Origin of the sequence: Brevibacterium antiquum, from assembly GCF_016107655.1 — a bacterium.
GTDB lineage: Bacteria > Actinomycetota > Actinomycetes > Actinomycetales > Brevibacteriaceae > Brevibacterium > Brevibacterium antiquum.
In genome coordinates, this window is the sequence record NZ_JABASX010000001.1 from 350,125 (window position 1) to 370,820 (window position 20,696).

At 61.3% G+C, this 20,696-nt stretch carries 22 protein-coding genes; 11 read left to right on the forward strand and 11 right to left on the reverse strand.

Features of this window, described 5'->3' with window-relative positions; translation table 11 throughout:
* Window positions 1-189: 189 nt before the first annotated feature.
* The gene (locus JFC13_RS01540; RefSeq protein WP_232488036.1) at window positions 190-615 is read right to left on the reverse strand and encodes a DUF4307 domain-containing protein; all 426 of its coding nucleotides are present in this window, start codon (window positions 613-615) and stop codon (window positions 190-192) included.
* A 124-nt stretch (window positions 616-739) separates the two neighbouring features.
* On the opposite strand from JFC13_RS01540, the gene mca reads away from it, so the two are divergent.
* Window positions 740-1,732 carry a mycothiol conjugate amidase Mca gene (gene mca / locus JFC13_RS01545; protein WP_198395347.1) on the forward strand — a complete coding sequence of 331 codons (993 nt, stop codon included), beginning with the start codon at window positions 740-742 and terminating at the stop codon, window positions 1,730-1,732.
* Window positions 1,729-2,049, forward strand: a complete 321-nt coding sequence (locus JFC13_RS01550; RefSeq protein WP_198395348.1) for a hypothetical protein — start codon at window positions 1,729-1,731, stop codon at window positions 2,047-2,049. The genes mca and JFC13_RS01550 overlap by 4 nt, the downstream gene beginning before the upstream one ends.
* A gap of 83 nt (window positions 2,050-2,132) precedes the next feature.
* On the opposite strand, the gene trhA is transcribed toward JFC13_RS01550, so the two are convergent.
* On the reverse strand, window positions 2,133-2,918 hold the full coding sequence (gene trhA, locus JFC13_RS01555) for a PAQR family membrane homeostasis protein TrhA (protein ID WP_198395349.1): 786 nt from the start codon (window positions 2,916-2,918) through the stop codon (window positions 2,133-2,135).
* A 137-nt stretch (window positions 2,919-3,055) separates the two neighbouring features.
* Between trhA and JFC13_RS01560 the strand changes: the two genes are divergently transcribed.
* Both JFC13_RS01560 and JFC13_RS01565 read left to right on the forward strand, forming a co-directional pair.
* Window positions 3,056-3,817, forward strand: a complete 762-nt coding sequence (locus JFC13_RS01560) for an isoprenyl transferase (protein ID WP_198395350.1) — start codon at window positions 3,056-3,058, stop codon at window positions 3,815-3,817.
* 178 nt (window positions 3,818-3,995) lie between these two features.
* Window positions 3,996-5,303 carry a PhoH family protein gene (locus JFC13_RS01565; RefSeq protein WP_198395351.1) on the forward strand — a complete coding sequence of 436 codons (1,308 nt, stop codon included), beginning with the start codon at window positions 3,996-3,998 and terminating at the stop codon, window positions 5,301-5,303.
* A gap of 241 nt (window positions 5,304-5,544) precedes the next feature.
* On the opposite strand, the gene JFC13_RS01570 is transcribed toward JFC13_RS01565, so the two are convergent.
* The 3 genes from JFC13_RS01570 to glpX all read right to left on the reverse strand — a co-directional run bounded on the left by JFC13_RS01570 (window position 5,545) and on the right by glpX (window position 8,859).
* Window positions 5,545-6,948, reverse strand: a complete 1,404-nt coding sequence (locus JFC13_RS01570; protein WP_198395352.1) for a class II fumarate hydratase — start codon at window positions 6,946-6,948, stop codon at window positions 5,545-5,547.
* A gap of 67 nt (window positions 6,949-7,015) precedes the next feature.
* Window positions 7,016-7,642: a carbonic anhydrase gene (locus tag JFC13_RS01575; RefSeq protein WP_198395353.1), complete on the reverse strand. Its 627-nt coding sequence runs from the start codon at window positions 7,640-7,642 to the stop codon at window positions 7,016-7,018.
* A 92-nt stretch (window positions 7,643-7,734) separates the two neighbouring features.
* Window positions 7,735-8,859, reverse strand: a complete 1,125-nt coding sequence (glpX, locus tag JFC13_RS01580) for a class II fructose-bisphosphatase (RefSeq protein WP_009883708.1) — start codon at window positions 8,857-8,859, stop codon at window positions 7,735-7,737.
* 74 nt (window positions 8,860-8,933) lie between these two features.
* Here glpX and JFC13_RS01585 point away from each other — a divergent pair, with 74 nt between their 5' ends.
* A complete protein-coding gene (locus JFC13_RS01585) occupies window positions 8,934-9,638 on the forward strand; it encodes a DUF4245 domain-containing protein (protein WP_232488037.1) in 705 nt (234 codons plus the stop codon).
* Window positions 9,639-9,641: 3 nt separating this feature from the next.
* Here the strand turns inward: JFC13_RS01585 and JFC13_RS01590 are convergent, their stop codons facing one another.
* Both JFC13_RS01590 and xseA read right to left on the reverse strand, forming a co-directional pair.
* The gene (locus tag JFC13_RS01590; protein ID WP_198395354.1) at window positions 9,642-9,881 is read right to left on the reverse strand and encodes an exodeoxyribonuclease VII small subunit; all 240 of its coding nucleotides are present in this window, start codon (window positions 9,879-9,881) and stop codon (window positions 9,642-9,644) included.
* 67 nt (window positions 9,882-9,948) lie between these two features.
* A complete protein-coding gene (xseA, locus tag JFC13_RS01595) occupies window positions 9,949-11,256 on the reverse strand; it encodes an exodeoxyribonuclease VII large subunit (protein WP_198395355.1) in 1,308 nt (435 codons plus the stop codon).
* Window positions 11,257-11,445: 189 nt separating this feature from the next.
* On the opposite strand from xseA, the gene JFC13_RS01600 reads away from it, so the two are divergent.
* Window positions 11,446-12,504 (forward strand): 4-hydroxy-3-methylbut-2-enyl diphosphate reductase, encoded by a 1,059-nt coding sequence (locus JFC13_RS01600; protein ID WP_198395676.1) that lies wholly within the window; start codon window positions 11,446-11,448, stop codon window positions 12,502-12,504.
* 12 nt (window positions 12,505-12,516) lie between these two features.
* On the opposite strand, the gene JFC13_RS01605 is transcribed toward JFC13_RS01600, so the two are convergent.
* Window positions 12,517-13,701, reverse strand: coding sequence for a DNA recombination protein RmuC (locus tag JFC13_RS01605; protein WP_198395356.1), 1,185 nt, complete (start codon window positions 13,699-13,701; stop codon window positions 12,517-12,519).
* Window positions 13,702-13,774: 73 nt separating this feature from the next.
* Between JFC13_RS01605 and ychF the strand changes: the two genes are divergently transcribed.
* Window positions 13,775-14,860 carry a redox-regulated ATPase YchF gene (ychF, locus tag JFC13_RS01610; RefSeq protein ID WP_198395357.1) on the forward strand — a complete coding sequence of 362 codons (1,086 nt, stop codon included), beginning with the start codon at window positions 13,775-13,777 and terminating at the stop codon, window positions 14,858-14,860.
* Window positions 14,853-15,218 carry a zinc ribbon domain-containing protein YjdM gene (locus JFC13_RS01615; protein ID WP_198395358.1) on the forward strand — a complete coding sequence of 122 codons (366 nt, stop codon included), beginning with the start codon at window positions 14,853-14,855 and terminating at the stop codon, window positions 15,216-15,218. Before ychF ends, JFC13_RS01615 begins: the two co-directional genes overlap by 8 nt.
* Window positions 15,219-15,871: 653 nt before the next feature.
* On the opposite strand, the gene JFC13_RS01620 is transcribed toward JFC13_RS01615, so the two are convergent.
* Window positions 15,872-16,624, reverse strand: coding sequence for an SDR family NAD(P)-dependent oxidoreductase (locus JFC13_RS01620; RefSeq protein ID WP_198395359.1), 753 nt, complete (start codon window positions 16,622-16,624; stop codon window positions 15,872-15,874).
* Window positions 16,625-16,945: 321 nt separating this feature from the next.
* Here JFC13_RS01620 and JFC13_RS01625 point away from each other — a divergent pair, with 321 nt between their 5' ends.
* Together JFC13_RS01625 and JFC13_RS19980 are read left to right on the forward strand one after the other, a co-directional pair.
* The gene (locus JFC13_RS01625) at window positions 16,946-17,254 is read left to right on the forward strand and encodes a HigA family addiction module antitoxin (protein WP_332839323.1); all 309 of its coding nucleotides are present in this window, start codon (window positions 16,946-16,948) and stop codon (window positions 17,252-17,254) included.
* Between the two features lie 92 nt (window positions 17,255-17,346).
* The gene (locus JFC13_RS19980; RefSeq protein WP_408610722.1) at window positions 17,347-17,496 is read left to right on the forward strand and encodes an NUDIX domain-containing protein; all 150 of its coding nucleotides are present in this window, start codon (window positions 17,347-17,349) and stop codon (window positions 17,494-17,496) included.
* Here the strand turns inward: JFC13_RS19980 and JFC13_RS01635 are convergent.
* Together JFC13_RS01635 and JFC13_RS01640 are read right to left on the reverse strand one after the other, a co-directional pair.
* On the reverse strand, window positions 17,477-18,517 hold the full coding sequence (locus JFC13_RS01635; RefSeq protein ID WP_198395361.1) for a methionine synthase: 1,041 nt from the start codon (window positions 18,515-18,517) through the stop codon (window positions 17,477-17,479). The genes JFC13_RS19980 and JFC13_RS01635 overlap by 20 nt on opposite strands.
* Before the next feature lie 17 nt (window positions 18,518-18,534).
* A complete protein-coding gene (locus JFC13_RS01640) occupies window positions 18,535-19,527 on the reverse strand; it encodes a putative oxygenase MesX (RefSeq protein WP_198395362.1) in 993 nt (330 codons plus the stop codon).
* Window positions 19,528-19,651: 124 nt separating this feature from the next.
* Here JFC13_RS01640 and JFC13_RS01645 point away from each other — a divergent pair, with 124 nt between their 5' ends.
* Window positions 19,652-20,593: a LysR family transcriptional regulator gene (locus JFC13_RS01645; protein WP_198395363.1), complete on the forward strand. Its 942-nt coding sequence runs from the start codon at window positions 19,652-19,654 to the stop codon at window positions 20,591-20,593.
* The last annotated feature ends 103 nt before the right edge of the window (window positions 20,594-20,696 follow it).

Consider the following 20,696-nt stretch of genomic DNA (forward strand, 5'->3'; position numbering starts at 1 on the left):
CACTGACAGGCGCGTCAGGCAACGAAAAACCGGGCGTTGGGTACGCCCGGATGTTGAATGAAACTACAGTCTAACGCATCTGCACGCGAAAACGATGATCTCCGTCACGCGCTCTTACACCTGTTGTGGGCCTTGTGGGCGTGACGAATGCGAGGCGTATCGTGCCCCACGGCAAGCGTGCAGAAGCTGCTATTCGAACCAGCAGGCGTCGGCGTGTCCGGACGACGCGAACTGTGTCGTGGCCAGATCGACGTCCATCTGTCTGGGCGAGTTGGGGTCGGCGGCGGGATCGGCCGGGAGAGTGATCTCGGTGAAGCCGACGATGGCCTCATTTTCGTTCGTCGCCTGCACGATGCAGTGAACATCCCGATCCTGATCAGGAAATATTGCCACTGTGACCTGTGTTAAGGAAGAGTCGACAACTGAATAGTCGAGTGTCTTGGGGGTCGTGGGATTGGTCTGTGGACGAAATGCCACAAACGCAATCGCGATGATCAAGGCAGAGACGATGACGACGGCGATGATCTTGGCTGTTTTTCCGAGATGCCGTTTGGGCTCGCGGACACGGCCGTATCGATCATCATGCAGTGGCTTTTCCACTGTTACCTCAGTCATTGAATTCCTCATCTACGAACATTGCGCACTAATCTAGAGTAGTCGATCCGTCTCCCGCGATCATTTCAGCCATTGCGCAGGAAACGGAACGTCACCAGGCTGAATCGAAAGGGACACACCAAACATGACTTCGCTTCCGTACCATGGACTGCGTCTGCTGACGGTTCATGCTCATCCTGACGACGAATCCTCGAAAGGTGCGGCCACGAGTGCGAAGTACGCGGCACTCGGAGCTCGAGTCCTCATCGCCAGCATGACCGGTGGTGAAGCCGGCGACATCCTCAACCCTGCACTGCTGCAGAGCCCGAAGGCCAGCCGCGATATCGCAGGCCTGCGTCGCGAGGAGATGGCCACGGCCGCAGCGGCTCTGGGCGCCGAGCATGTGTGGGTCGGACACGTCGACTCGGGACTGCCCGATGGTGACTTCGACAACCAGACGCCTCCCGGCTGCTTCTACCGAGTCCCCGACGAGGTGGCCATGCTGCCCCTGGTGCACATCATCCGCAGCTTCCGCCCTCAGGTTGTGACGACCTACGACGAGCTGGGCGGGTACCCTCACCCCGATCACATCAAGAACCACGCCGTGACGATGGCGGCCGTGGCGGCCGCAGCCGACCCGGACAAGAACCCGGAACTCGGCGAGCCCTGGCAGGTTGAGAAGGTCTACTTCAATCAGGACCTGTCCGCGAAGAAGTGGGTGACCATCCACGAGAAGATGACCGAAGCTGGTCTCGAGTCGCCCTTCGCCGACCACATCGAGGACTTCAAGAAGCGCGATGCCCAGCGGGTCAACTGGCTGAGCACGACTATCGACTGCGCAGAGTTCTTCCCCTCACGTGATCGTGCACTTCTCTCCCACGCCACACAGATCGACCCGGAGGGCGGGTTCTTCTCCGCCTCGCGCAAAGCCGCGCGGACGTACTGGCCCACGGAGGAGTTCGAGCTCGCCATCGACAACACCGGTCGCACGGCTCTGACTCCCGGCGTCGATTTCCAAGAGACTGATCTCTTCGCCTCGGTGACCATGGATGACGGTCGCAAGGTGCCCGCAGAGGGCATGCTGCCGGCATCACCAGACGAAGATGACTACGACGAAACGACAGGTGAGAGTGCATGATTCTGGCTGCAGCACAGGACGCGACCCCCAGCGGAGGTCCCGATCCCGACCTGGTGACTCCCGGCACGATCGGCTTCGTGTCGACTTTGGTGATCGTCATCGTCGTGATCTTCCTCATTCGCGACGCGCTCAAACGAGTTCGTCGTGTACGTGCTCGCGCACATGCCGACGATGCGTATCCGATCCCGATGCGCAAGCACGCCGTGCCCAACCAGTCAAAGCTCTCCGGCGAGTCTGCGCCGGTCGCGGGTGAGAAGTCATCGACGGCCGAGGCCGAGAATTCGGAGACTGAGCACGGCGACGCCGGGCAGGGCTAACCAGAGCAGCGCGTCGAGCAGCACAAGCCCTTCAGCTGAGTACGAGCCCAGCCGCGTCACTGACCTAACGGGTCAATACACACCTAGTAGGCGGCCACCGCGGCGACAAGGAGTGCGGCAAGATGGCAGCCATAGCCGGCGACCGTGAGAATGTGGAAGATCTCGTGGAAGCCGAGCCATTTCGGTGAGGGATTGGGCTTTTTGATTCCGTAGATCACGGCCCCGACGACATAGCAGACTCCGCCTGCCACGACGAGGATTCCCACCGCAGGATTGCTCGCCCAGATCTGGGGAATGTAGCCGACTCCGGCGACGCCGAAGCCCACGTAGATGGGAACGAAGAGCCACCTCGGCGCCGTTGTGAAGATGGTCCTGAAGGCCGCCCCCAGAATGGCTGCGCCCCAGAGGACGGACAGGAGCAGGATCGTCTGGTCTGTCCGCAGGGTCAGCACCGCCAGGGGCGTATAGGTGCCCGCGGTGATGAGGAAGATGTTCGCATGGTCGAGTCGGCGCAGGATCAGTCGAGCTCGAGTGCGCCACCGTCCCCGGTGGTAGACGGCGGAGGTTCCGAAGAGCAGCATCCCGGTGATGGCGAAGATGGAAGCCGCGATCCGTGACTCGATGGTGGGGGAGATGATGACCAGAGCCAGGCCGCCGACCATCGCCAAAGGAAAGGCCGCTGCGTGGAACCAGCCACGCAGCTTGGGTTTGACCTGACCGGCCAATTTGTCCAACTCACGCCGGAGAGCGGACCGTCGGCGGGCAATGCGCACAGGGTAGCCGGACCGCGTCTTCGCTGAGGGTGTGGAGTCGACTGACCTCTGACCTTCGGAGCCCGGTGACGATGGTTCAGTGACTGGAGCGTTCATGGTTCCAGGATATCGACCTCAGCTGAGGGATCGTGCAACGGCATCCTCGGCGGAGTCGCCGACGGCGCGAGGCCGTTCGGGATAGTACTGTGTAAGGTGGTCGAACCGACCGGACATCGAGTGTGAAAGAGGACAGTGTGGCGCGACCGGTGAGCCTGCTCTACCGTCTCTATGAGCGGCGGCTCCTGCGCGAGCTGGACAAATCTGTACCTGTGCCCAGGCACGTCGGTGTCATCACCGACGGCAATAGGCGCTGGGCGAAGGAATTCGGTGCCACCACCGCCGACGGGCACCGGGCTGGGGCAGAGAAGATCGTCGAGTTCCTCGGCTGGTGCGACGAGATCGACGTCGATATCGTCACGCTCTACGTCCTGTCCAAGGAGAACCTCGCCAGATCCGCCGAGGAGGTCGAGGTCCTCATCGAGATCATCTCTGATCTGGTCGAGAAGATCGCAGCCCTCAAAGGCGTGCGGGTGCAGTTGGTCGGGGACCTGGAGATCCTGCCACCTGGCCTGCGGGCACGTTTGGAGGCGGTCACCTCGGCGGGGGACTGCCAGATGCGCGTCAACGTCGCCGTCGGCTACGGAGGACGGCAGGAGATCGTCAACGCGGTGAAGTCCCTGCTGCGACTGCGCACGGATGAGGGTACAGATCTGGAGACGATCATCTCCGAACTCTCCCCGCAGCAGATCAGCGAACATCTCTACACCAAGGGGCAGCCGGACCCTGACCTCATCATCCGTTCCTCCGGTGAGCAGCGCCTGTCCGGGTTCCTCATGTGGCAGAGCGCCTACTCGGAGTTCTATTTCTGCGAAGCGTACTGGCCCGACTTCCGTCGCACCGACTTCCTGCGTGCGGTCCGCGACTACGGACTGCGCCAGCGCCGCTTCGGAAAATAGGTCTCGGGCTCACCTCGGTTCATACGAAGTTCACGCCCACGACTCTCCCGAACACGCGTGCCGTCACTCAGTCGGCATCGATTCGGGGATAGGTTGGCAGTAGTTGGTCGACACCAACCCGAGATCAGGGGGATGTCAAGACTCGGATCTCGGCGGTACTCACGCCACAGGGGTCCTCATGACCGCACATACCCACACTTACGTTCTCGACACCTCGGTGCTGCTCTCCGATCCGGGGGCACTGTTGAGATTCGCAGAACACCATCTCGTCATTCCGCTTGTCGTCGTCTCCGAGCTGGAAGCCAAACGCAACCATCCGGAACTCGGTTTCACCGCCCGCAAGGCACTGCACATCCTCGATGACTTCCGTTCCGAATTCGACCGGCTCGATGAGCCGATCCCTGTCGGTGATGCCGGCGGCACATTGCGAGTCGAACTCAATCACGTCGATGCATCGACGATGCCGATCGGCTTCGATCGTTCGGAGAACGACACTCGCATCCTCGCCGTGGCCCGGAATCTGGCGGCTGAAGGCCAGGACGTCATCGTGGTCACGAAGGACGTGCCGATGCGCGTGAAGGCTTCGGCCCTCGGGCTGCACGCCGAGGAGTATCTGGCAGAGCTGGCCACCGATTCCGGGTTCACGGGGATGAGTGAACTGTCACTCGACGAGGCCGAGATGTCGCAGTTCTACGAAGAAGGGTGGGCCACCACCCAGGCGGTCTCCGATGAGGTCGTCAACACCGGCGTCGTCATCACCTCACCACGTGGTTCCGCACTCGGTCGTGTCCGCTCGGGCAAGCGGGTGTCGCTGGTGCGCGGTGATCGTGACATCTTCGGTGTCCATGGCCGCTCCGCCGAGCAGCGAGTAGCCATCGACATGCTCCTCGACGATGCGCTGGGAATCGTGTCCTTGGGAGGTCGAGCCGGAACGGGGAAGTCCGCACTCGCCCTCATGGCCGGCCTGCAGAAGGTCCTCGAGGAAGGCAAGCATTCGAAGATCATGGTCTTCCGCCCGATCTATGCCGTAGGCGGCCAGAGCCTCGGGTTCCTCCCCGGCAGCGAGGGCGAGAAGATGAACCCGTGGGCAGAAGCGGTCTTCGACACACTTGGGGCTCTGGTCAGTAAGAACGTCATTGAAGAGGTGATGAACCGTGACTTGCTCGAGGTTCTTCCACTCACCCACATTCGCGGCCGGTCCTTGCATGATGCGTTCGTCATCGTCGACGAGGCACAGTCGCTGGAACGCAATGTGCTGCTGACCGTGCTCTCACGCATCGGTATGAATTCGAAGGTGGTGCTGACCCACGATGTGGCTCAGCGAGACAATCTTCGAGTGGGTCGACATGACGGCGTCGCCGCAGTGATCGAGAAGCTCAAGGGCCATGACCTCTTCGCCCACGTCACCCTGACCAGGTCGGAGCGCTCCGAGATCGCAGCCCTGGTCACCGATGTGCTCGAGGAGTTCGATCCCTTCCGCTCCTAGACTGCGCAGCGCGCCGCACGCACCGGCGACTCGAGAGGCGACGACGCCGTCGATAGCCGACTTCAGCGTCGATGGGCGACCGTGGCCTTGAGGGGCGAGTTCAGGGAGTCTGCTCTCGACGCTGCGGTGTGCGCTCGATGAGGTGAACGCAAGGGGCCGGTTGCCAGGATGTGATGTCCTGGCAACCGGCCCCTTGCTGAGCGACGTATCTGCTGTGTGGCCTACTCGCAGTCTGTGTGACTTACTTGTAGTCGCCGATCATCGTGGTGACATCGAGTGCCTTGTCGAGGTCAGCCTCGGTGATGGAGCCGTCGGAGACGAAGCCGAGATCCATGGTGGCTTCCTTGACCGTCATCTTGTTGGCCACGGCGTGCTTGGCGATCTTCGCCGCCGATTCGTAGCCGATGACCTTATTCAGCGGAGTCACGATGGAGGGGCTCGCCTCGGCGAGGAAGCGGGCGCGTTCCTCATTGGCCTGGAGCCCGTCGATCATCTTCTCGGCCATCACGGTCGAGGAGTTCGCGAGCAGCCGAATGGATTCGAGCAGGTTTGACGCCATGACAGGAATGCCGACGTTGAGCTCGAAGGCGCCATTTGTCGACGACAGCGCAACGGTGGTGTCGTTGCCGATGACCTGGGCTGCGACCTGGATGGTGGCTTCGCAGATGACAGGGTTGACCTTGCCGGGCATGATCGAGGAACCGGGCTGCAGGTCGGGGATGGCGATCTCGCCGAGGCCGGTGTTCGGTCCCGATCCCATCCACCGCAGATCGTTGCAGATCTTCATGTAGCCGTAGGCGATCGTGCGCAGCTGGCCCGAGGCTTCGATGAGTCCGTCGCGGTTGGCCTGAGCCTCGAAGTGGTTGCGTGCTTCCGTGATGGGAAGTCCGGTCTCTTCGGCGAGGATCTCGACGACGCGTGCGGAGAACCCGGCAGGGGTGTTGATGCCGGTGCCGACGGCAGTTCCGCCCTGAGGAACCTCGGCCACTCGTGGCAGTGACGCCTCGATGCGCTCGATTCCGTAGCGGACCTGGGCAGCATAGCCGCCGAATTCCTGCCCCAGCGTCACCGGGGTGGCATCCATAAGGTGGGTGCGGCCCGACTTGACTACCTGAGCGAATTCCTTCGCCTTCTTCTCCAGCGAGGTCGCCAAGGTCTCCATAGCCGGGATCAGCGAGTTGACCAGTGCCTGGGTCACGGCGACGTGCACCGAGGTGGGGAACACGTCGTTCGAGGACTGCGAAGCGTTGACGTGGTCATTGGGGTGAACGTCGATGTCCTGGGACTCGAGAGCCTTCGTCGCCAGGGAGGCAAGAACTTCGTTGGTGTTCATGTTCGACGATGTTCCCGAACCGGTCTGGAACACGTCGATGGGGAAGTGGGCGTCGTATTCGCCGGCGATGACCGCCTCGGCGGCCTTCTGGATGGCTCCGGCCCGGTCAGCATCGAGGACTCCGAGTTCCAGGTTGGCCTTCGCGGCTGCCTTCTTCACCTGGGCCAAAGCGGCGATGTGCGCCGATTCCAGGGTCTTGCCGGAGATCGGGAAGTTCTGCACGGCGCGCTGTGTCTGTGCGCTGTACAGGGCATCTTTGGGAACTTTCACTTCTCCCATGGTGTCGTGTTCGATGCGAAATTCTTCGCTCATAGTTGTCCTTTCCGACAAGGTGTCTGGGCTGTTCGTCATTGTTAGTCGGCCGCAGATGCGGCCGTGGTCAAGCGAAGTGGGTCGAGACCGCGTCTTCGTCACCGCCGTGCTGCGCGACGACCGTTGTGCGACCGTCATGCAGCTGGTAGGTCAGGCCGACGATGATGAGGCGACCTTCTTCGACTGCGCGGGAGATGATGGCAGAGAGCTGCATAATCTTCTCGACGGTGTCCATGGTGTTCTGCGCGACCGTCTCATTGACGGTTGTGCGGTTGTGTTTGCGTGCCCTGGCCACTGTGGGCAGGATCCGGGCTACGACGTCGGAGATGAACCCGGGGGGAGTCTCTCCGGAGTCGTAGGAGTTGTACGCCGCCGTCACCGCGCCGCAATTGTCGTGACCGAGCACGACAAGAAGGGGAGTGCCGAGAATTTCGACCCCATACTCGAGGGAGCCGAGGGTCACGGGATCGACGACCTGTCCGGCATTGCGCACGACGAACATGTCGCCGAGGCCGACGTCGAAGATCATCTCTGCTGCGACTCGAGAATCCGAACAGCCGAAGAGGGTGACGAAGGGCATCTGGTTGTTCGACAGTGCCTCACGCCGAGCGGTGTCCTGATTGGGGTGCTGCGGGACATCATCGACGAAGCGACGGTTGCCTTCGAGCAGACGGTTCCATGCCTCGTTCGGCATCAGAGAGATCCTAACTTCCGGTTGTCAGGCCAGGGGGCGAATCGGTGGTGTCCGAATTCGACAGTGACCGGGGTGGATATCAGAGGGTGGGCTCAGATGAGTCCTCGGCGGGCTGCCTCCTCGGCGGCCTCGACATACGAGTGGGTCTTCGCTGCTTGATGCTCGGCGAAGACCGAACGCACGGTTCCTGACTTCGAGCGCATGACCAGCGAGTGAGTGGTGACGTGTCCGCCGTCGAACTTCACACCGTCGAGCAGGTCGCCGTTGGTGATGCCCGTGGCCACGAAGTAGCTGTTGTCACCGGTGACGAGGTCATCGGTGTTGAGCACCTTGTCGACGTCGAGTCCGGCTGCAGCCGCAGCCTCACGCTCGGAATCGTCCTGTGGCCACAGACGGCCCTGGATGACTCCGCCCAGTGCCTTGATCGCGCAGGCGGTGATGATGCCCTCGGGGGTGCCGCCGATTCCCATCAGCATGTCGACACCGGTACCGGGACGGCAGGCGGCGATGGCACCGGCGACATCACCATCGGTGATGAGCTGGATGCGGGCCCCGGCGGCGCGGATCTCGTCGATCATCGTCTGGTGGCGCGGACGATCGAGGATCATCACGGTCACAGAAGCTGGATCATTAGTGCCTTTGCCCTTGGCGACGCGGCGGATGTTCTCTGCCACAGGCAGGCGCAGGTCGACGGCATCGGCGGCAGCAGGGCCGGTGACGAGCTTCTCCATGTAGAAGACAGCCGACGGGTCGTACATGGCACCGTCTTCGGTGACTGCCATGACCGAAATGGCGTTGGGCATCCCCAGTGCGGTCAGGCGGGTGCCGTCGATCGGATCGACGGCCACATCGCAGTGGGGGCCTCCGCCGTCGCCGACCTGCTCACCGTTGAAGAGCATCGGCGCTTCGTCCTTCTCGCCTTCGCCGATGACGACTCGTCCGGCCATGCGGACGGTCGAGATGACGTTGCGCATTGCGGCGACAGCGGCACCGTCGGCAGCGATCTTGTCGCCGCGGCCCACCCAAGGAGCGGCCGCAATAGCGGCGGCCTCGGTGACTCTGACGAGTTCGAGGGCGAGGTTGCGGTCGGGAGCGTCGGCTCCGACCTGTGCTTTCTGGGACCAGGCATCCGTCACAGCGACGGGAGGAGCCTCGGCATCCACTCGGCCTCGGTCATGATGAGATTTCACGTCAGCAGATTCATTGGAGTCACTCATAAGTCCAATTGTGCCACCCCACACGTTCGGCGCCGACATCGGGACGATTTCGCGCCGTGACTGTGGCCGCCATCATGAAAGCCCGCCCAGGATTGGCCCTTGGAGCCTTCCCCGAGGACAATGGCGATGTGAACGCCCAATCTGATACCAACACTGTGGGAACGCAGGCGCCCGTGACGCGCATGGATGCCGGTCCCGAGGGAGTGCCAATGGCTGACGAGTCCGGAGTGATGCTCCCGGGGTCCAGGGAAGAGATGCGCTTCCTTCGGAAGAACTCGAACTGGGTCAATATGATCATTGCGATCTTCGCCTGCCTGGCCGTCGTCGCAGTGGTTCTGCTGATCGCCCCTCAGCCAGAGGTCGACTCCCAGCGTGTGGTCGACTACCAGACGATTGCGGAGCAGTCTCAGGACAGCGCCGACTTCGATCTCATCGTGCCTGAAATCCCGAGCGGGTGGACCTCGAACGAGGCGAACTTGGACCGTGTGGGCGAATCCGACCACACTTCGTGGTATATGTCCTTCGTCGGAACTGAGCGGCAATGGGTGAGCATTGAGCAGGCCAAGGCCACCGAGAACTGGGCCGAGAACCAGGTCGATGATGCGATTGCTGCTGAGACGGTGACCGTCGGCGGCTCTGACTTCCAAATCTATCGGACTGAGGACGCCAAGGAATATTGGGTCGCAGGCAAGGGCGACACTTTCGTCGTCATCACCGCAATCGCGACGCCCGACACCATCGACGCCTTCGCGAAGCAGGTCGCCGCACAGCTGAAGTGAGGCTCAGTCCTCGTCGTCCGAGGATTCTTCGCGCGCCTTGTCGAGGCGCTCACGTGCGCCATCGAGCCATCCCTGGCAACGGTCTGCTAGGGCTTCGCCGCGTTCCCACAGACTCAGTGAGTCCTCCAGCGGTAGGTTTCCTGCTTCCAGCCGTTTGACGATTCCGACCAGTTCTTCTCGTGCCTGTTCGTAGCTGAGGGTGCTGATGTCGGCCTGGTTCTGCTGGGCTGTTGGTTCTGTCATGATTGCGTCCTTTGCGAGATTGCTTGTGCCGATATCTGATCGAATGTGGTGGGGCCGGGAACTGTCATCACTCGGTTGCCCGGTTGCCATCTGTGCTCTCCTGTACGGCCGTCACCTCGGCATCGAAGCGGCCGTGCGCGACACGCACGTGGACGCCGTCGCCGGCTTTGACCTCGGCCGAGTCTCTGACGGCTTGGCCGTCATCGCTTTGAACGACGGCGTAGCCGCGTTCGAGCGTCCGTAACGGGGAGAGCGAGCGTGCTTGTGAACGCAGGTGGTTGATTTCGGTCTGCCCCTGCATGATGCGCGTCGTCGTCGCCTGAAGGCTGCGTCGACGGACCAGCCGCAGCTGCTCTTCGTGGGCGGTCACCATAGTCTGCGGCTCGGCCAGCACCGGACGTGATCGGACTGCGGTGAGCATCTCCTGCTCCCGGTCGATGATCCGGTTGACGGCGGCGTCGAGTTCCGCCCGCGCGCGCAGCAGGTTCATTGCTTCCTCGGCCACATCCGGCACGATGCGTTTTGCTGCGTCGGTGGGAGTCGATGCTCTCATATCGGCAACTTCATCGAGGATCGGGCGGTCGGCCTCGTGGCCGATCGCCGACACGACGGGAGTGTTCGCCTCAGACACGGCCCGGACCAGGGCCTCATTGGAGAACGGCAACAGGTCTTCCATGCTCCCACCGCCGCGAGCGATGACGATGATGTCGATCTGCGGATCGGCATCGAGTTCGGCCAGGTTCTTCATCACTCCGGGTACGGCGTCGGGGCCTTGGACGGCGCAGTTGCGGATTTCGAACGCGGCGGCTGGCCAGCGCAGGTGGACATTGCGAACGACGTCTTTCTGAGCATCGGAGTCCCTGCCGGTGATCAGGCCGATCCGATTGGGCAGGAACGGCAGACGTATCTTTCTGCTGGGGTCGAACAGGCCCTCTGCTCCGAGTTGCTTCTTCAGCCGTTCGAGCCGGGCAAGAAGCTCACCGAGGCCGACGGCCCGGATGTCATTGGCCCGCATGGTCAGACGACCGGTCTTCGTCCAGAAATCTGCCTTGAGGTTGGCAACGACATGGCTGCCTTCCGACAGCGGTGCACCGGTGCGCTCAAGGACGTTCTTCCAGATCTGCACCGGCAGGGACATCTCGACATCGGTATCACGCAGAGTCAGGTAGCTGGCCTTGCCCCGGTGATTGAGCTCGACAACCTGTCCCTCGATCCACACACTCGACATGCGATCGATATACGACTTCATCTTGCTTGAGAGCAGACTCAGGGGCCACGGGTTCTCCGCTGTCGTCTCGCCTGCCGTCGCAGCCAGTTCCTGAGCGTCGACTGTTTCGCCGAGGGTCCCGGGAGTGCCGGAAATTCGTTGCGCCATGTTGTCTCCCCTTCCAATCCACCACCCTAACGAACGGTGGTGACATGACGAATCATCGCCGCGCAGGAACTCAGGCGGTCGGGGATGGAATCCGGATGGTGGGCGCGTGTGATGTGGATTGCTTCACCTTTGTAGCCGTTGTTCAGGTCCCCGGCCTAAACTGAGCTTGTGACTGCGATATCTGTACCTATGCCCACCATCCCGCGCAAGCGTGTTGCTCCGGAGGACATCCGGACGCCCGAAGGCGCTGACCAGAAGGTGCTTCTGGCCGCCCCGCGCGGATACTGTGCCGGTGTTGACCGCGCAGTGATCGCCGTCGAGCGCGCACTCGAGCACTATGGTGCTCCCGTCTACGTGCGCAAGGAGATTGTGCACAACCGTCATGTGGTCGACACCCTCGCCGAACGCGGCGCCGTCTTCGTCAACGAGACTGATGAAGTTCCCGAGGGCGCTCGACTTGTGTTCTCCGCGCACGGTGTGTCTCCTGCGGTGCACGCCGAGGCGGCCGCTCGTGAGCTGTCCACGATCGATGCCACATGCCCACTGGTGACGAAGGTCCACCGCGAGGCAGTTCGATTCGCCCGTGACGGGTACCGAATTCTTCTGGTCGGCCACGCAGGTCACGAAGAGGTCGAAGGCACGATGGGAGAGGCTCCCGACGACATCACGCTGATCCAGAACCCTGAGGAAGCCAAGACTGTCGAGATCGGCGGTGCAGAGAGCCTGGTCTGGCTCTCACAGACGACGTTAAGTGTCGACGAGACGATGGAGACAGTCAACATCCTGCGCGAACGGTTCCCCCACCTGCAGGACCCTCCAAGCGATGACATCTGCTATGCCACCTCGAACCGGCAGGTGGCCGTGAAGAAGATCGCCCCGCAGTCCGATCTGGTTCTGGTTGTCGGTTCAGCCAATTCGTCAAATTCCGTGCGTCTGGTCGAAGTTGCTCTGGAGCACGGGGCCAAGGACGCACGTCGCGTCGATTTCGCTCGAGAGGTCGACGAATCCTGGTTCCATGATGTCGCAACGGTCGGCGTGACCTCAGGAGCGAGCGTGCCGGAAGGACTGGTCCAGGACCTTCTCGAACTGTTGGCCGAGTACGGCTTCGGCTCGGTCGAGGAAATCGTCACAGCGGAGGAAGACATCATGTTCTCCCTGCCGCGCGAACTGCGCAAGGATCTCAAAGCCGCCGGGAAGAAGACGTCGAACAAACGTGATGGCGCTGACCGGGATCACGACCTGATCTGACCGGTCTCTGGTCTAGTCGGAGCCCGTATGGCAACGTCTCAGATCAGTGGGATCCTGTGTTGCGAATGGATCCTGTCCCGCAGTGCTTGGCCGTGTGAGTTCTTCAGCGCTGACTCCGCGGCTGCGCGAGTCGAGCTCGGCAACTGCATCGAGTTCGGTGGCAACGATTCCCGTATTCGGAAATTTTCGGGCAGTGACGAGGAACCGCGACTCCAGTGAAGAGACGAAACGATTGTAGTCCTCAACCGATCGATCCAGGCTCGATCCCATCCGCGTCACGTGCGTGACCAGAGTGCCGATGCGTTCGTAGAGTTCGGTGCCGAGTTTGAGCACCTCCGCCGCGGACGTGCTCATGTCCGCCTGTCGCCAATTGAGCGCCACGGTCTTGAGCAGAACCAGAAGCGTGGCGGGGGAAGCGAGCACGACGTTCTTGCCGAGAGCATGATCAATCATCTTCGGATAGGTGGACGCGGCTGAGGACAGCAGCCCGTCCGTGGGGACGAAGCAGACAACGAAGTCCGGGGCGGAGTCGAAGGACTTCCAATACTCCTTGGATGCCAGCGAGTCGATGTGTCGCAGCAGTGCGCGAGCATGATCATCGGCGGTGGAATCAGTACTGTCCATCCGGGCAGACAGTGGGGTTTTGGCGTCGATGATGATCGTTCCGCCGCCGGGTAGGTTCACGGTCATGTCGGGGCGATGGCGTTTGCCATCACGCATACTGCTGACCTGAGTCTCGAAATCCACGTGGGGGAGGAGGCCTGCATATTCGACGATGCGTTTGAGCTGGACCTCGCCCCAGTCTCCACGCTGAGTCGTCGAGTTCAGCGCGCTTGCCAGTGATCCGGTGGACTCCTGCAGTCTGAGGTTCTGTTGGCTCAGGTGCCCGATCTGCGTATTGAGGCGCGTAATCTGTTCCAGCTGTGTTCGGTCCTGGGACTGAAGGTTCTCCTGCAGGTGATTGACACTTGCCGCTAACGGACCGATGGCCGCGGTGATCTCTCCTGCCATCTGCGCATCGGCTTCCAGATCCTCTGTCCGGCTGGTGAGGATCCGAGACGTCGTCTCCGCTCTCGTGAGTTGCTCGATATAGCGAGAACGCGTGTGCGCGCGTCCGAGGAGGAAGCCGAGGACGACGCTGATGATGATCGCCAGGATGAGGACGACGATCACTCCGGTGGCGGGGAAAGAATTCATGACTTAAGCGTGACAGACGGCACTGACACGAGATTTAGACCCGCACCTCGGCGCCGGGATAGACTTAGCTACCGTGGCTCTAACTATCGGAATCGTGGGACTGCCCAATGTCGGCAAGTCGACCATGTTTAATGCATTGACCAAGAATCAAGTTCTCGCGGCGAACTACCCGTTCGCGACGATCGAACCGAACGTGGGCGTGGTGCCGTTGCCCGACGCGCGACTGACTCGATTGGCAGAGATCTTCAGCTCGGAGCGAATCCTCCACGCAACAGTCGACTTCGTCGATATCGCCGGCATCGTCCGCGGCGCATCCGAGGGTGAAGGCCTGGGCAATCAGTTCCTGGCCAACATCCGCGAGGCTGAAGCGATCTGCCAGGTCATTCGCGGTTTCGTCGATGACGACGTGATCCACGTCGAAGGCAAGATCAGCCCCGCTGATGACATCGATACCATCAACACCGAGCTCATCCTCGCCGATCTCCAGACCTTGGAGAAGGCGCGGCCGCGGATCGAAAAGGAAGTGAAGGGCAAGCGAGCCCCGGCTGAGCAGCTGAGCTCGATCGACTCCGCTGTTGAGATACTCGAGAGCGGAAAGACTCTTTACCAGGCGATGCAGGCCGACAAGTTCGATGTCACGGAGTTGCGCGAACTTCAGCTGATGACCGTCAAGCCGTTCCTCTACGTCTTCAACGTCGATGACGATGTGCTGGCTGACGAGGAGAAGAAGGCAGAGATGCGTGCCCTGGTGGCACCTGTCGAAGCGATCTTCCTTGACGCCAAGTTCGAGTCGGAGCTCGCCGAGCTCGACGAAGAGGAAGCCCTTGAGATGCTGGAATCCACCGGCCAGGAAGAAGCCGGACTGGACAAGCTGGCACGCGTCGGATTCGACACTCTGGGCCTGCAGACCTACCTGACGGCCGGCCCCAAGGAATCCCGTGCCTGGACGATTCCGAAGGGCGCAACCGCCCCCGAAGCTGCCGGCGTTATTCACACGGACTTCCAGAAGGGCTTCATCAAGGCTGAGGTCGTCTCCTTCGACGATCTCGACGCCAACGGCTCGATGTCCGCAGCCAAATCAGCCGGCAAGGTCCGGATGGAAGGCAAAGAATACGTGATGGTCGACGGCGACGTGGTGGAGTTCCGGTTCAATGTCTGATCAGCTGCCTCCGTGCCCTGAATGTTCGGAGTCATACACCTATGAGCAGGGTGCGCTTCTCGTGTGCCCGATGTGCGCTCATGAGTGGTCGCCTGCTTCGGACGGCGGTGACGAACCGTTGTCTGTCGATGACGGTGGCATCCGTGACGCCGTCGGCAACCTGCTTGTCGACGGTGATGCGGTGTCAGTCGTCAAAGGCTTGAAAGTCGCCGGCAGCGGCGGTGGGACCATCAAGGTTGGGACGAAGGTCAAGAGCATTCGGCTGCTTGATCAGCCCGTGAACGGTCACGACATCGACGCGTCCGTGCCCAGCCTCGGGCGCATCTACCTGAAGTCCTCGGTGGTCAAGAAGGCCTGAGGCGGCTTTCGCCGGCTTCCACTTCACCGGCGGGGGATGACGCCACGAATTATGCGAAGTGCCGGCAAAGAATGAGACTGCAATGTCGTTCCATTCGATTGAACTGGGACCGTCGAGTGCAGCACAGCATTCGCGTCAACGCGTGATGGCGACTTTGTTTCGTGTGGAGAGATGGAGGTGCGGACGATGTCGAACTCGTCGACTACCTGCGCATCACACCCGGGGAGGGAGACCTTCCCTGCTGGTGATGCGTGATCAGGTGTCAGTTTGACCTATGCGCGCATCAGTCCCGGTCAAGCACTACATGTCGCTCCTGCTGAGGAAACTTCATCCCGCGACCGCGGTCTACTCGTCATCGCTGCCTATGACGCCGGGCTCGTCCTTCCGAGAAAGGACCCGGTCCGGCATCGGTGACATCATCCCGGGGGTTCGCTCCGGAAGTCTTGTTGGCACGCTCGGCCTTCGCCCAAAGGCCGGATAGTCTTACCGGCCCTGGCGGACCTGTACAACGCACAGGTTGCTCGGTGCCGGAACTCCGTCGAATTTAGGTTCTCGCATTAACCCCTGGGGCGAGCGAATACTACATACGTCGCTTCAGTGTTGAATACCTGGCACGTTGCGAAGCCCGAATTGCGGCAACTCGGCTTTCCGCATCATGAGGGAGTCGGCAACTTTGCGGTACGGCCGCCGTCGACGACGAGTACCTGACCTGTGATGAACGTCGCCCGATCGCTCGCGAGGAAGGCGGCGGTGTGTCCGATGTCGCAGGGCCTGCCGAGTCGACCAGCGGGATGCAGGCGGCGCAACTCGTCGCGCGCTGCGTCCGGGTCGCTCATCGACGCGATGTACGCCTTGCTCAAGTCGGATTCGATCCACCCTGGGGCTATAGCGTTGCAGCGCACTCCGTGCACACCGAGGTCAACGGCGAGAGCGCGGGTCATCGCGTGGAGGCCGCCCTTTGATGCGGCGTATACGGCGTGCCCGGGATTCGCGCTCAGTGCTTCCACCGATCCGATATTGACGATGCTGCCGCCGCCAGCGAGGTGTGGTAGCGCCGCTTGTGCCAGGAACAGTGGCGTGCGCAGATTGACGGACATCAACGTGGTCCAATCTGCGGCCGTGACATCGGCAGGCTCGCGCTCGGTCATGACGCCGGCGCAATTCACCAGCACGTCGAGTTGGCCGGATGCTCTGACTGCTTTCTCGACTAGCGGCGAGAAATCTGCTTCGGCGGAAAGGTCCGCGGCGAGGAACATGACGCGGGGGTCCGCGGCCAGATCATCGTCGAGTGGAGAGCGCTGTGCGATTACGACCTGTGCGCCTTGCTCAAGGAAGATGTCGACGACTCCGCGGCCGATCCCGCGCCCGCCCCCTGTGACGAGCGCTGTCTTGTTGCTTAGATCCATATGGCCCAGCCTAAGCGGAGCGGCACCGAACTTCAGGTCAGCAGCAGCTCGCACCAGAGTGTGTCGGATCAAGGGAATCGGCGTTGAGGCACTTGCCTACTTGAGGAGACGTCATGCTGCGGCGGTGATTGCGAGTGGCAGCATTCACGGGTGTGTATTGATTTTGAGGTTGGTCTGTACCGGAATGCGGTGGAGTTCCGGTTTAACGTATAGCGTTAATGACGGTGCCCGTCATGCATTGGTGTAGTGATCAGATCGTTCGGCAGCAAGGACACCGAGCGCATCTGGCATGAGCAGTACGCCAAGCGCGTCGACCGGACGGTGCAGAGGGCGACCTTGCGGAAGCTCGAGCTGATCCATCCGGGAGAGATCCTGATGGAGGATTTCATCGAGGGCTTCGGGATCACGCAGAACAAGCTGGCCGTGTCCATCGGTGTGCCACCGCGCCGGACCAGCGAGATCGTTCATGGTCAGCGGGGCATCACGGCTGACACTTCGATCCGGCTCGCGCGCTATTTTGGGACTTCGGAAGAGTTCTGGATGAACTTGCAGTCGAACTATGAGCTGCGCCTGGGGCGTCGTGCTCTGGGCGAGAAGGTTGCTGCGATCATGCCTCTGGCTGTCGCGTGATCGAGTTGCCGCCACGTCGTGTGATCGGCAAGGTCGTTGCATAAGTAGCGCATGAGGAACAGATCTTTGTGCTCACCCATGGTGACGCCCCGATGGAGATTACGGGCGTCCAGATTCCCGCCGGATCGACTGGGCAGGGTGAGACCCCTAGCGATGCGGCCGTGCGAGAAGTGTGGGAAGAGACGGGCCTGCGGGTGCACGCGATGTCTGTGCAGCCAGGGGTCAGGCCCGGGCCGCGGTGAGCTCCTCACGAATGATGTTGGTCCCAGCACTCAGTGCGCGCAGCTTCCCGAGGGCGACATCCCGCGAGAACGGTGCCATGCCGCAGTTTGTGCTCGGTATGAGCTTGTCCGAGTCGACGAATTTGAGTGCCTTGCGCAGGGTGTCGGCAACCTCCTCCGGAGTCTCGATGGTCTCATTCGCCACGTCGATGGCCCCGAGCATGACCTTTTTGCCGCGGATGAGCTCGATGAGGTCCATCGGGACACGGGAGTTATGGCACTCCAGTGAGACGATATCGATGGTCGACTGCCGCAGGAGCGGGAACGATTCCTCATACTGGCGCCATTCGGACCCGAGGGTTGCTTTCCAGTCATTGTTTGCCGTGATCCCGTAGCCGTAGCAGATGTGTACGGCGGTTTCTGCGCGCAGTCCTTCCGCGGCTCTCTCCAGCGTGGCAATTCCCCAGTCCTTCATCTCGTCGAAGAAGACATTGAAGGCGGGCTCGTCGAACTGGATGATGTCCACTCCAGCTGCTTCCAGGTCCCGCGCTTCCTGATTGAGGACTGCGGCGAACTCCCAGGCCAATTTCTCGCGACTCTTGTAATAGCCGTCGTAGAGCGTGTCGATCATAGTCATCGGGCCCGGGAGCGCCCATTTGATCCGTTGGTCGGTCTGCTGCCGGAGGAACTTCGCGTCGTCGGCGAACACCGGTTTCTCACGGCTCACGGCGCCGACCACGGTCGGCACGCTTGCGTCATAGCGATCGCGGATTCGAACCGTCTCCCGCTTCTCGAAATCAACACCGTTGAGGTGTTCGATGAATGTGGTGACGAAGTGCTGTCGGGTCTGCTCCCCGTCGCTGACGATATCGATGCCGCGGTTGGTCTGCTCGTGGACTGCGATACGCAGTGCATCGCGCCTGCCCTCGGCCAGGGCATCGCCCTGCAGGTTCCACGGTGACCAGAGGGTCTCGGGCTGTGCGAGCCACGACGGCTTCGGCAGACTGCCGACGATCGAAGTGGGCAATAGTGTCGGCGTCATCGATTCTTCTCCTGTGGTCATGCAGCTGGAACGGGATGGTCGGCGGCCCACTGTTCGAGCATTTCCCGGTGCGGGTTGACGAAAGCCTCTGCCGTGTACTTCCCCTGTTTGATTGCGAGCTGACTACGTTCGGCGCGATCGTAGGCGATCGGTGTCTCCGAGAAGTCCTGCCGTTTCAGCGTCGGTCGGTAGGTCTCTTCGGCGGCAACGTGTGCGTTGTAGATCTCCGGTCGATAGATCCTTTGGAAGGTCTCCATCGTGCTGATCGTGCCGATGAGCTGCAGATTGGAATAGTCGTTGAGCAGATCTCCGCGGAAATAGAATGCCAGCGGCGCGACACTGCCGGGCGGCATGAAGTATCTCACCCGCAGCCCCATCTTTCCGAAGTAGTCGTCGGTCAGCGAATACTCGTCTTGCTGGTACTCCACGCCGAGAATCGGATGGTGGTTCTTGGTCCGATGGTACGTCTTACTCGTCGACACACTGATGCAGACCACAGGGGCTATTGGGAAGCGTTCCCGATACGCTGCGGAATCGAGGAAGTGCTGGAAAAGTTTGCCGTGCAGATCGCCGAAGTCGTCGGGGACGGTGAATTCGCTCGCTGCATCGTTGACTGCTGGAAGTCGCACGCTGAAATCGAAATCGCGGACGTAGGACGAGAAGTTGTTTCCCACGATCCCGGGGTGGCGGTCACCAGTCTTTCGATCGAGGATCTGGATATCCAGAACCTCGAGCAATGGGAATTCCTGATCGCCGTCTGCAGCGGTGAACTGGAGCTCCCCGGAGACGATCTCGAGGTCGACGGTGTAGCGGTCCCTATCGGGGTTGTCCCAGTGGGCGAGGTCGTTGAACCGGCGATTGATAGTCGTCAGGGTGTTGCGGAGGTTCTGCCGACGATGCTCGCCCCTGGCGAGGTTCGCGAAGTTCGTCGTGGCTCGTGAACTATCCGATGGCGAGTAGTGCTCGTCGAATCGGGTGGTAGTGATGCTGAATGTGAACTCGGTTGTCATGGACGTCCAATTCCGTAATCGATCGGCCGGGCTTGGCCATGCGGAGGTCTTCGAAACCATCCTGCAGGCAACGGGCGGATATCGGGTAACTTGGCTCAACTATGGATTCATATAGTCTTTATCTATGGCTCGAGGATTGAGAAGCATCACGCTGCTGCAGCTCCACTACTTCATCGAGGTCGCGGCGGAGGGTTCGATCACGGCCGCTGCCGATCTGCTCTATGTCTCCCAGCCGACGATGTCTGCAGCTATGAAGGATCTTGAGACCCGGGTGGGTCGGGCGTTGCTCTTCCGATCCGCCCGCGGGGTGACACTCACTGTTGATGGTGCGGAGTTCCTCGGTTATGCGAGGCAAGTCGTTGAGCAGGCGGAGCTCCTCGAGCAGCACTATCTCGGGCGGCCCCCGTCGCGACGTCTGCTCGGGGTATCGGCGCAGCACTACTCGTTCGTGGTTGATGCGTTCGTGCGGATGGTCAAGGCCAGCGATGCGGCCGAGTATGAGTTCTCGCTGCGTGAGACTCGCACCTGGGACATCATCGAAGATGTTCGCACGCTCCGCAGTGAGCTCGGCATTCTTTACCGGAACGACTTCAATCAGAAGGTCATCGACAAACTGCTGCGAGACTCCGGGCTTGTCTTTCACCCGCTTTTCGTTGCAGTCCCGCACATCTTCATCTCCCGGAAGAACCCGCTTGCCGCCCGAGATCGCGTCACCCTTGACGATCTCGCCGACGTGCCACGGCTCACCTTCGATCAGGGAGCGAACAACTCGTTCTACTTTGCCGAGGAGATCCTGTCGACTTTGTCGAGCAAGCGGGAGATCCGGGTCTCCGACCGTGCGACGATCTTCAATCTCATGATCGGGCTCGACGGCTACACGATCTCGACGGGCATCATCAGCGATGACCTCGATCCAGAGATCGTTGCGATTCCGCTCGACGCCGAAGAACGTATCGAGATCGGCTGGATCGACCATTCCGGGATCCCGCTCACCGAGCAAGCGCGCCGTTACCTCGAAGAAGTGCGGGCCGTCATCACGGGTTTCGGTCTCGAACTGCTCGGCTAGCTCCGAGAATGCTGTCTGCGTCAATGATGCTCGCGCGCAAGGGAGATTGCTCACCTAGCCCGATCATGTCCTGCGCTAGAGTGACCCCTGGCGTCAGCATATG